At 44.7% G+C, this 12,040-nt stretch carries 7 protein-coding genes; 2 read left to right on the forward strand and 5 right to left on the reverse strand.

All coding sequences use genetic code 11. The annotated features are described in order from the left end of the window. Positions 1-130: 130 nt before the first annotated feature. Both E1163_RS08885 and E1163_RS08890 read right to left on the reverse strand, forming a co-directional pair. Entirely contained in the window at positions 131-2,569 is a 2,439-nt protein-coding gene (locus E1163_RS08885; RefSeq protein WP_155171085.1) for an ABC transporter permease, read from the reverse strand. A gap of 414 nt (positions 2,570-2,983) precedes the next feature. Next, complete coding sequence (locus E1163_RS08890) at positions 2,984-5,410, reverse strand: ABC transporter permease (protein ID WP_155171086.1); 2,427 nt, start codon at positions 5,408-5,410, stop codon at positions 2,984-2,986. Positions 5,411-5,644: 234 nt separating this feature from the next. Here E1163_RS08890 and E1163_RS08895 point away from each other — a divergent pair, with 234 nt between their 5' ends. Further along, on the forward strand, positions 5,645-7,015 hold the full coding sequence (locus E1163_RS08895) for a sigma-54-dependent transcriptional regulator (RefSeq protein WP_155171087.1): 1,371 nt from the start codon (positions 5,645-5,647) through the stop codon (positions 7,013-7,015). A gap of 399 nt (positions 7,016-7,414) precedes the next feature. Then, entirely contained in the window at positions 7,415-9,646 is a 2,232-nt protein-coding gene (locus E1163_RS08900) for a M20/M25/M40 family metallo-hydrolase (protein ID WP_155171088.1), read from the forward strand. Positions 9,647-9,811: 165 nt separating this feature from the next. Here E1163_RS08900 and E1163_RS08905 read toward each other — a convergent pair whose 3' ends face one another. The 3 genes from E1163_RS08905 to E1163_RS08915 all read right to left on the reverse strand — a co-directional run bounded on the left by E1163_RS08905 (position 9,812) and on the right by E1163_RS08915 (position 11,664). After that, positions 9,812-10,561 carry a hypothetical protein gene (locus tag E1163_RS08905; RefSeq protein WP_155171089.1) on the reverse strand — a complete coding sequence of 250 codons (750 nt, stop codon included), beginning with the start codon at positions 10,559-10,561 and terminating at the stop codon, positions 9,812-9,814. Between the two features lie 12 nt (positions 10,562-10,573). Then, positions 10,574-11,020, reverse strand: a complete 447-nt coding sequence (locus E1163_RS08910) for a KTSC domain-containing protein (RefSeq protein ID WP_155171090.1) — start codon at positions 11,018-11,020, stop codon at positions 10,574-10,576. A gap of 107 nt (positions 11,021-11,127) precedes the next feature. Then, a complete protein-coding gene (locus tag E1163_RS08915) occupies positions 11,128-11,664 on the reverse strand; it encodes a pyridoxamine 5'-phosphate oxidase family protein (RefSeq protein WP_155171091.1) in 537 nt (178 codons plus the stop codon). Positions 11,665-12,040: the final 376 nt, after the last annotated feature.

Here is a 12,040-nt window from a genome sequence, read left to right on the forward strand (position 1 = left end):
CCTATAATCCCCTCAAGGGGATAGTAGTGTCGCAGAAATATTGAAAATATTGATTCTTTAGTATTCACTTACTTACAATTGCTGTTTACAATTCACTGTTTACTGTTCACCGAACACCGGTCACCAAAAATCACTCATCCTTCAAAGTCTCCACGGGATTCACGAGGGCTGCTTTGATGGACTGATAGCTCACAGTGAGCCAGGAGATGATTAGTGCCGCTACTCCGGCAAGTACAAATACTGGCCAGCCGATACCTACTTTATATACAAATTGCTCAAGCCACTGCGTCATGGCGTACCAGGCCAGGGGCAGCGCCAGAAGGCATGAAATGAGTATAAGTTTTGAAAAGTTGCTATTGAGCATCAGCACAAGCTGGCTGATGGACGCTCCGAGTACTTTTCTGATGCCGATCTCTTTGCTGCGCTGATGAATGGTATATGCAGCCAGGCCAAACAGACCAATGGACGCTATGAACAGGGCGAAGCCTGAGAACACGGAAAATAAACTTCCCAGTGTCTCTTCTGACCTGTACATGTTTTCAAACTCTTCATCCAGGAAAGAGTATTCAAAAGGGTTGTCCCCGGCATATTTTTGCCATTTTTGTTCGGCCACTTTCAGCAGCTCCCCTACGTGCTGGCCCTTTGTTTTTAATGCCAACACCCTGCTGCTTCCCCACATGGTAGACTTGGTATGGAAAAATATAAATGGGTTGATGCCTGTCCTGAGTGACTGAAAATTAAAATCTTTAACCACGCCTATTACCTCCACCGGGCCTATTTCGTCGCCCATATATACAATACGTTGGCCGAGTACATTGTCTTTATTCCAGCCATAAAGGTGCATGGCTGTTTCGTTGATCAGCACAGCACGCATATCGGATGGCCTGTCTTCAGAAAATGGCCTGCCTGCAACCAGTTCAAGACCCATGGTCTCAAAAAAATGGTCATCAACTTTGAGTTGGGCTAAGGTGAGCCGGGTATTGTCACTTTCTTTGGTAAAAACCTCATCATAGGTACCCCTTCCCAGCATATCCATAGCTATAGAAGCGTTGATCACATTGTCATGCGCTGCCAGTTCGTTTCTGAACGATTCCAACTGGTCTCCCAGCTTGTGGGCATTATTGATCACCATGATATTTTCCTTATCAAAGCCGAGATGCTTTTCGCTGAAATAGTTGAGCTGCTGAAACACTACGACCGTACAAATGCCCAGAGCAATGGAAATGGTGAACTGGATGACTACCAGGGTATTTCTGAATCCACCACTGCGCATTCCCACACTTAACTTCCCTTTCAGTACATTGGCAGGCTTGAAAGCAGTAAGGTAAATTGCCGGATAGATGCCTGCCGCAAGTCCTAAAACCAGCGGAAGGGAGAATACAAAAACAAAGATCAGCGGATGAGACCAAAAGGACTGCAACTCCACATCCAAAAGCTGACCTATCGATATCCTGATGATCTCCATTAACCCCAGGCCTGCAATTGTGGCAATTGCGGATACCAGAATGGACTCCGTCAAAAACTGGATGATCAATTGCTTTCTGGAAGAACCTATCGCTTTTCTTACGCCAATTTCCTTGGCCCGCAGTGATGACCGTGCCGTGGAGAGGTTCATGAAGTTGATAGCCGCCAGCACCAGCACGAACACTGCCACACAGGCGAAGATGTAGATATACTTGATATCGCTTACCCTGCCCAGTCTGTTGCCTGCCTGTCCAGAATACAGGTTAATATCTTTTACAGGTTGCAGGTAGAAGGTCCAGTCCCCTTTACCTTCCATAAAATCATCGTAGTTCATATTGAACCGTTGCAGTGTAGCTGCTATGTGGGTACTGGCCAGATTTTTAAATTTATCTTCAAGCTTTGCAGGGTCAGTACCTTCCTGCAATTCAACATACGTGACCGCCTGAGTCCATATCCAGCTCCACTCAAACTGTTTGATGGCAGGGTTGGTGTAAATGGATAGCAGAAAATCGAAATTAAAATGGCTGTTTTCCGGCTGGGCGGCGATACCGGTCACTTCCAGAGGGGTCTTGCTTTCTCCTATGTAAAGCGTTTTACCCAATGCATTGCCCCTACCGAAATACTTTGTGGCAGCTTCTTCCGATATCACTACTTTATTTAAGCCCTGCAAGGCGGTTTTCGGATCGCCTTTAACCAGTTCAAATCCAAAGAATTCAAAGAAATTAGAATCCGCGGCCAATACGTTGGGCTCATTGAATACTTTTTCTGTCTGGTTGTTTTCTATAGCCCTAATGGTATAGGTACCCATGGTATTCACCCTGAGTGCAGACTTTACCTCCGGATACTCAGCTAACAGGGTCCCGGCCAACGGCAGCACTGAAGAGCCCATAACACCTCCCTGAGGATCCCAGATGTTGGTCTGATTAACACGGTATTTCTGCTCCACATTAGGGTGAAAATCATCATAACTCAGCTCATGGAGTATATAAAGGGAAATGATCAGGCTACAGGCTATCCCAATAGCCAAACCCAGTACATTGATTGCCGAGTAAAAGCTGTCTTTTATGAAATTCCTTATTGCTATGTTGAAGTAATTTTTTATCATTCTGGTTGCTGTTTGCTGGGTATTAGTTACTGGTTATTGGTTGGTCAAAACACCCCTATGATCCCCTCAAGGGGATAGTTGTGTCGTAGAAATATTTAAAATCACGATCCTTTAACACACCTTGTTTTACCGATTTCATTTTCACTGTTTACCGATTACTGCTTACTCGTTTACCGCTTACTGTTTTTTTACCCGTTCTCTGTTCACTTGCTACTACTTCGGTCTTCCGACTTACTGTCCACTATTCACTACTCAAAACACCCCTTTGATCCCCTCAAGGGGATAGTAGTGTCGTAGAAAATATTTAAATCCCAATTCTTAATACTCCTTGTTTTACCGATTTCATTTTCACTGTTTGCCGATTACTATTTACTCGTTCACTGATTACTGTTCACCGATCACCGAACACCGAACCTACTCATCCCTTAAAGCATCTACGGGGTTAGAGACTGCGGCTTTGTAGGACTGGTAGCCTATGGTGATGAAGGTGATAACACCGGAGATCACGATGGCCAGGGCGAAGAACCATATTTCTATGTCTATCTGATAGGCGAAGTCTGAGAGCCAGATGTTCATGGCGTACCAGGCGGCTGGTGTTGCCAGCACGAAGGCCATCAGTACGAGGATCATAAAGTCTTTGGAGAAGAGGGCGATGATACTGCCTACTCCGGCACCGAGCACTTTTCTTACACCTACTTCTTTTGTTCTCTGGTTTACAATGAAAGAGATCAAACCCAGCAGCCCAAGACATGAAATGAATATGGAAACCGATGAGAAAATCTTGAAAAGTGTAAAGGTGCGTTGCTCTTCCACATAAAAGTCTCTGACCTCGTCGTCAAGAAATTCGTATTCAAAGATGTTATCAGGGTATATATCTACGTAAACATCTTCCACATGGCTGATAGCCTCTTTCATGTTTGATGAGGTTATTTTTATACCGGCATTGTAGTAAAACATAGGCATGTGAATCATGATCGCAGGCATGATCTCTTCATGGAACGACCCGAGGTGGTAATCCTCCACAATACCTGCTATAGGTGCAGAAATATTGTTTATTCCTGTACTGATCAGCTCGCCAATGGCTTCTTCAGGATTGTTGAAGCCCAGCTTTCTGACTGCTGTCTCGTTGAGGATGTACACAATGTCCGCTTTATTGTTTTCGAGTATATCACTAAACCTTTTCTCTTCACCGGGGAGGAACCAGCGGCCATACTTCAATTTCAGGCCGTAAGTTTCGAGGTAATGATAATCTACCGGTTTGATCTGCACCCTGTATTCCTGGTCCCTGCCTTTGCTGCTCAGGTAGTAATGCGTACTAAAGACGTTGTTGGAAATAGGAGGCCCCAATGCAAAAGAAACATTCTCCACATAGGTATTGGCCATCAGCCTGTTCCTCAGGGTTTCCAGGGTTTCTTTATCATTTTTCTCCACACCTATGCTGATGATAGCATCCTTGTCAAACCCAAGCGGCTTGGAGGTGAAGTAATCCATCTGACTGGCTATAACAATGGTAGAGATGATCAAAACCTGTGAGATGAAGAACTGGACAATGATGAGTCCCTTCCTCAGGAAAAGCGAGGTTTTGCTTTGCGTATGGATATTGTTTTTCAATGCCTTTACCGGATTGTATCCTGAGAGTACAACGGCTGGGTAAAGACCGGAAAGGAGCGCCACAACCACAATTACCACCATTACAAAAACGATGATCTCAGGATTGCCGAAGGGGTTCATTTCGAGCTCTTTCTCAAAAAACTGGTTAAACATGATCACCATTCGCTCAGCTATACCCACGGCCAGCAGGCCGGAGAGCAGGGTCACTATGAAAGTATCTGCCAGGTACTGCCTTACAAGCTGTGAACGTCCGGCCCCCAGCGCCTTTCTTACCCCTACTTCTTTGGACTTCCTGACGGCCAGGGCTGTAGACAGGTTGATGAAATTCACACATGCAATAAGTAATATGAACAAGCCAATGGTGCCCAAAGCCCAGAGGGATGTAGGATTAACAGAGGAAGGGCTTCCTACTTTTTGGTTAAAATGAATATCTAATAACGGCTGTAACAGAAAACGCCGCGACACCTGATCTCTTTCCTGAAAATGTTTTTTAACTACATTTTTGAATTGCGCATGCACCTGCCCTACTGTAGCTTCAGGCTTTAACTTCACAAATGCATAGCCTTCCGCTGTCATTTCCCACGAGGTAATATCAAACATGTCAAAGCCCATGTAATCCGTTGAAAAGGTCGGGTAAGATACCAGCATGTCAAACCTCAGGTGAGATGCCGGTGGGGTATCTTCCATTACGCCTGCTACCTCCACTTCTATTTTATTGCGCAACCTGATCTTTTCACCGATCGGGTTCTGATCGCCAAAAAACTTTGCTGCCAACGATTTTGTAAGGAAAGCTTTATTAGGTTCTCCCAGGTCTTTTGCAGGATTACCGGATATGACCTCAAAACTGAAAACTTTAAAAAAACCGGAATCAGCAAACAGCACGTGGTCTACTACAAACTTCTCATTACCGATCACAGCAAGGGGACGGTCATCGCTATGGTAAAGTGTAGAGGCTTCAAACTCGGTAAAATCATTCTTCAGTGCACCGATCATCGGGTAAGGTACGCCTTTATCTGTATCTACTCCCGTAGCACTTTCCGACTCCCGGATCACCCTGTAAATACGGTCAGCATCCTTATGGAACTTGTCAAAGCTCAACTCCTGATTGATATACACAAAAATGATCAGGCTGGCGGTAATACCTATGGTAAGCCCTATGATGTTGATCAATGAATACCACTTGTTCTTTTGCAGGTTTCTGATGGTGATACGTAAATAATTTTTCAGCATAACTTATAAATTCCTCTGGTTCTGATCTTACCGAACGATAGCCAAAATCAATGCCACCACACAAATTACCCATTTTTGAGCAATTTGAAGCCATGCTCAAAATTAAATGTATCGGAAACGATACACCTGTACGTTTGTTTATGATACAGTTTTGTAGATTTGTAGTCTTAAGAATTGAGTATTGAGTAAACCGCCACCCCTCAATACTCAATACTAAAATCTAAATACTAATCAATGAAGGTACCTGCCAATATACTTATTGTGGATGATGACCGGGATGTGCTTGAAACTGCACGGATGTTTCTCAAGCAGGAGTTCTCTTCTGTAGATATTGAGGAAGATCCTTCTAAAATACCCGGTTATTTTGAGATCAAGGATTATGATGTTATCCTGCTCGACATGAATTTTAAAAAGGGTATGAATGATGGTGAAGAGGGTTTTTACTGGCTGGGTGAGATCCTCAAAATTGATCCGCAGGCGATTGTAATCCTGATCACCGCTTATGGCGAAGTGGATGTGGCCGTAAAGGCAATGAAAGAAGGGGCAACGGATTTTGTGCTTAAACCCTGGAAGAACCAAAAGCTGCTGGGCACTATACTTTCGGCATTGCAGCTTAGGAAGTCGAAGAAAGAGGTGGTACGCCTAAAGGAAACACAGAATACGCTAAACAGGGACAAGCCTCACAATTTCAATGATTTTATCGGTGAGTCCCCGGCCATACAGCGGGTGAAGGAACTGATCACTAAAGTGGCTAAAACCGATGCAGATGTATTGATTTTAGGTGAGAATGGCACCGGAAAGGAGCTTGTAGCGCGGGCTATCCACAATCTTTCACTGCGAAAGGATGAGATCTTTATCAGTGTTGATCTCGGTGCTATCAGCGAAACGCTTTTTGAAAGTGAGCTTTTCGGGCATGTGAAAGGGGCATTTACAGACGCCAAACAGGACAAGCCGGGCAGGTTTGAGCTGGCCAATGAAGGCACTATATTCCTCGATGAAATTGGCAACCTCTCGCTGCCACTACAAGCCAAGTTGCTCACTGTATTGCAAAGCCGCAAGATCAGAAGGGTGGGTGCCAACCGTGAAATTGATGTAGATTTCAGGCTGGTCTGTGCTACAAATATGCCGCTGAGCGAGATGGTGTACGAGCAGAAATTCAGACAGGACCTGCTATACCGTATCAATACAGTCGAAATCAGGATACCTTCCTTGCGTGAACGCATCGAAGATATTCCCTTGCTGGTGGATCACTTCCTGGGTATTTATTCCCGAAAGTACCATAAGCAGAACTTGTCCATCAATAAGCATACTGTGGAGAAACTCAAAAATTACCACTGGCCGGGCAATATCAGGGAGCTGCAGCATGCCGTGGAACGTGCCGTGATCCTCAGCGAAGGGGAGACTATCAGTTCGGTAGAGTCATTCATCAGCCCAACCACTTCCATCCACCGGGTACCTTCCCAGGCCAAAACTCTGGATGAAATGGAGCGTGATTTCATTTTGCAGTCACTTGAAGAAAATAATGGCAATGTAACACAAACGGCTAAAAGCCTTGGACTGACCCGAACGGCGCTGTATCGGCGTATGAACAAACATGGAATTTAGAAAATCATTTTGTTTATTAGAAGAAGTGGCAATGGTCTTTATTGATCGGATTGTTCATTGCCACTCTAGCTATTAACTCGTATTTCACGAGCATCCATGTCAAAATACGATTTCTAATAATCAAGATAAAGTACAATTATATAGGGTTGGTCATCAAGTCAGGCAAATGAACATGCCAATCCCTTCAATTCACATTATTATGCCCGTTACAGGTCATTTTCCATCCTGCCACTTACTTGTTTGAACATGATTCGGCCTGTCCAATATCTTACCTCATACTAAAATAACCCAAATATCAGCAACTAACCTACCATGTAAGTTTCCTGCCTTGTTTCAATTGTATTCCGGCCGCTTCTCCCATACATTTAGGCCAACCTAAAACCAAAAACCAATTTTATTATGAAAAATCGTAAACCCATTATGGCATGGATCGTATTTCTATGCCTCATGAACTATTCTGTATGGTCTCAGGACCAGGAGATGAGCAAGCAGGAATCATTTTATGCCACAGTGACCACCGAAGATGCCCGTGAGCTACAAAAACTCTATCCGGGAGAAGTGGTGATCCACGAAAGTGCCGACGGTGTAAGTGCCGTAAAAATGACCGTAAATGCGGCTGACCACCTTCACCATAATGTACTGACACACGGCCCCGGTTATGTGTATATGCCATCGCTGGAAAAAGCCAGGGAGTCAATTAAAGAAGCCAAGGCTAAAAAGGCAGCCAAACAGGCCCAGCAGCTTGCCATTAATTATACTATTGACCAGGACGTTTATGTAAACCAAAGTCTGAACCTGGTAGATAATTATGAGATTGAGAACACCACACAAATGCTGGTGGGCTATGGCACCCGCTACCACACTTACAGCTCTGCCACGCAATCGGTGGTGGACATCAAGGCCAAGTGGGACAACATGGCGGCCGGCAGAAGCGATATCTCCACCAGGCTCGTCAATCACTCCTCCACCAACATGCCTTCGGCAGTGCTGACTATTCAGGGCACTACTTACCCTGATGAGTATGTTATTATTGGTGGGCATATTGATTCTACCAACCCCAGGAACAATGCCAATGCTCCTGGTGCTGATGATGATGCCTCCGGAATTGCCACCATTACTGAGGCCGCACGCGTGCTGATTGAGATGGACTTCCGCCCGCAAAGGACTATCGAGATCATGGCTTATGCAGCAGAAGAGGTAGGCCTGAGAGGGTCGGGAGAAATTGCCGAAGACTATGCAAACAACAATGTAAATGTAATCGGGTATGCACAGTTTGATATGACCAACTACAAAGGGTCGACCTATGATGTGTATCTGATCGAGGACCAGTACACTACGCCGGTGCTTAACAATTTTATGAAGCAATTGATGGATCATTATAATTCATCAGGCACCCATCAACTTACCTACTCCTCTACCCAGTGCAATTACGGGTGCTCTGACCATGCCAGTTGGGAATCTGAAGGCTACAATGCCACTTTCCCTTTTGAAGCCAGTTTCAGCGGCAGCAATCCATACATCCACACTTCTTCGGACACTTATAACCAGGCACCACTGCCCAATTCGGTACACGCTGCCAAGTTTGCCAAGCTGGCGCTGGAATTTCTGATTGAAACCGCAAAAGCGGATGGCGGTACAAACCCTACCTGCAATGTACCTTCAGGTCTTTCTTCTTCCAGTATCACTACGTCATCTGCCACGGTATCTTGGAGTTCAGCTTCCGGTGCTGCCAGCTACGGCATCCGGTATCGTATCGCAGGAGGCTCCTGGGTATCAACCACCAGCAGTTCCACGTCAAAATCACTGAGTGGCCTGACTGCCGACACTAATTACGAGTTTCAGGTGAAGTCTATCTGCTCAGGACAGGAGTCTGACTATTCCTCCAGTGCCACTTTCCGCACTTTGAGCAACAACCCTGTAAGCTATTGCTCCTCTTCTGGTAATGATGTCAGCTATGAGTGGATAGCAAATGTAACGGTAGGCAGCCTTAACAACAGTTCTTCATCTGACGGTGGCTATGCTGACAATACCAGCCAGTCCGTTTCACTTACGGCAGGCAACACCTACAGCGTTAGCCTGACGCCCGGCTTCATGTATTCCAGCTACAGCGAAGTATGGAGAGTATGGATCGACTACAACCACGACGGCGACTTTACGGACTCGGGAGAGCAGGTCTACAGTGGTACCAGTTCATCCACTTCCTCCGGCTCGTTTACCGTGCCTTCCGGAGCCTCATCGGTCACTACCCGCATGAGGGTTAGTATGCGCTACAGAAATGCACCTTCAAGCTGCGGAAGTTTTGACTATGGCGAGGTGGAAGATTATACGGTAAGCATCAATGGTTCCTCACTGGCCGCAAAAGGTGACGCCGAAACAGCCAGGGAAGCAGCGGGCATGAAGATATTTCCCAACCCTGCCAATACGGAGACTATAGCGCTGACCATTGAGGACGGCTTTGAGGATAAAGGGCTGGTAAGAATAATGACCCTTGATGGCAAGACGCTGGAAACCAAAACGATTCTAGAACCTCGCGTGGAAGTAGATATCAGCAGACTGCCTGCCGGTCACACTTACATTCTGGTATTTGAATCAGGTGATATTAAAAAGACACAGAGTTTTATAAAGCAGTAGTAGTAAACGGTGCCGGCAGAAAAAGCTTCATTTAGGGGGAAGCAAGGTTCCTGCATGGCACCTAGAGTGAAAACCACCTCAGGTTTGGGGTGGTTTTTTCTTTTAATAGAATGATGGCCGGGTTGATAAAAAACTCACTTCAGATCAATACGAATCCATTAAAACTTACCTTACCCGTACCAACCCGATATCACCGTTTGACATTCTGGCTACGGTATTCACTTCCAACTTCAATGAATCCGGGATGCTATTGATCAATCGGTCAATGTATTCTCGCGGAACACTTTTATCTATATGAAAATTTATACCAGCAAACGGCTGGTCGATGCACATATCATAGGTTTGCTTAGCCAATTGTGGTAAGTCCATAAACTTTATCATCACATCATTTACCTGAATAAACATTGAATCGGGATAAGCTGACGCTAAACTATCATAAAAAAAGCCTTCACCTGTTTTAAGAGGCCCTACAAAAACGTTAGCCCCACAACTGTTAGGAACTGCTTTCTCAAATTCATAGGCATCATCATTAATATGAAGATCTACTTCCACAAAAGGACGGGCATAACGGTGCTTATAAATACAGGTTTGAATATCAGCTTTTATATATTCAATAACTACGGTATCCAAACTTAACAAAAGCCGATCGCCCCTCAATTCAAATGCACTTGTATAAAAAAAATCATCAAATGGCAGTACATTTAATGTATCATAAGCTCTGGGTAACGTATAACCATAACCCTCTAATTCATAATAATTAGCGGATGAGACAGTATCATTAATGTCTATGGTATTAAAAAAACCATTATCAGAATTCAAATGCCAATGTCCAATTAAGCTCTCCTCCTTTTGAGCGCAGCTCGATTGTAACAGAGTTATAAGTGACAAAAGTATAATGGCACGCCATCTCATCATTCAGCAAATAATTTAAGCCAGTTCCATATCTTTCTTAGATTTTCTATACAGATAGGTATTAAAAATATTCCTCTTGGCAAAGCGATAAGGGTTATCACAATTAACCATTTTGGTAACTACCTTTTTGTTGACCCCAAAGTACTCATAGGTGGTGCCATCAAGAAATGAGATTTCGAGCAGCAATCCTTTATGCTTAAAGTCCGCTATGCCTGATGTGCTTGTGGTTATGCGGTATTCTTCCAGGTTAGCCTCTTTTGTTTCCGGAGCTATACTCACCAAAAAATGATATCCATCGATGATCTTCAGGCTTCTTTCCTCTGCAACAGCCTTTTCTGCTTCGTCTTGAAATTTATCTGGGTGCCACTCTTTTACAAGGTTCCTGTATATGGTTTTTAATTGCTTAAGATCAGCATTGGCATCAACATTAAACAACTTCCGGTATTCATTTATGCGCTTCATTGCGATAGGGGTAAAATTAAGCCGCAAAGCTACTGGTAAATTCACCCGAAATAATCGAATGGAGTATGGTTTATTTTCAGATGATCGTGAAAGGGCTAACCGTCCCTTTACATTCCGGTTTCAAAACCATCAATACTTACACTGTTCTTTTCCTTCCAGTAGTTCTGTATCCGCTCCTCCCCTTGCTTTTCAGCCCATGATTTCAACTGCGTTCTTTCTTCTTTAAAATCCATGAAAGGAACTGCAAAACCACATGAGGTCTGCACGAGGTCGATATCCATGACTATGATTTGGCGCGCCCCGATGATTTTAGGAAATTGCCCGATATGCTCCCGGTAAGTTTTATCATCCTGGTGAAAGATCCGGGCTGTACCATAAAGTCTCAGGATCAGAGGCTTGCCTTCAAAGGCACAAAACATAATGGTCATCCGGTTATTTTTCAAAAGGTGGGCTGCCGTTTCGTTGCCGCTGCCGGTGAGATTAAGCCAGACGATCTTATTTGACCCGATTACGCGAAAGGTATCCATACCCTTGGGTGAGATGTTTACCCGCCCCTCTTCTGCGGCTGTACCTACAAAAAACATTTTCTGATTACCGATGAACTCTTGCAGTTCAGGAGTGATTTTGTCAAGTTTTTTACCCATGTGACTCTGGTTTTTAATTAGTTGTAACGAGGGTAGTTTGGAAATGGTTGAGGTGATCCGGGGTGACGCTACAGTGTGAGAGTGATTTGTGGGGTGTGTGGTCTCCCCCGGCGGTGGGCTGCCCTGCCCCCACTCCCGTCATTCCAGAATTTTCTTGATAAAATGTGATTTCATGACCGCGCTTTAAGAAAATATCTGGAATCTCCCTGATCGTGGCAGTGCCTAAACCTTCTGTAGCACATTTAATCAGGGGATTCCAAAACTCCGCTACGCTGCGTTTGGAATGACGTGGTATAGGTTAGGGGCTGGATTTTCTTGCCAGTGTATTACCTCACCTGGCTACGGACTGTAGGTTAGTTTTGGCCGGAATGCCCTC

Origin of the sequence: Fulvivirga kasyanovii (assembly GCF_009711405.1) — a bacterium.
GTDB classification, from domain to species: Bacteria; Bacteroidota; Bacteroidia; order Cytophagales; family Cyclobacteriaceae; genus Fulvivirga; species Fulvivirga kasyanovii.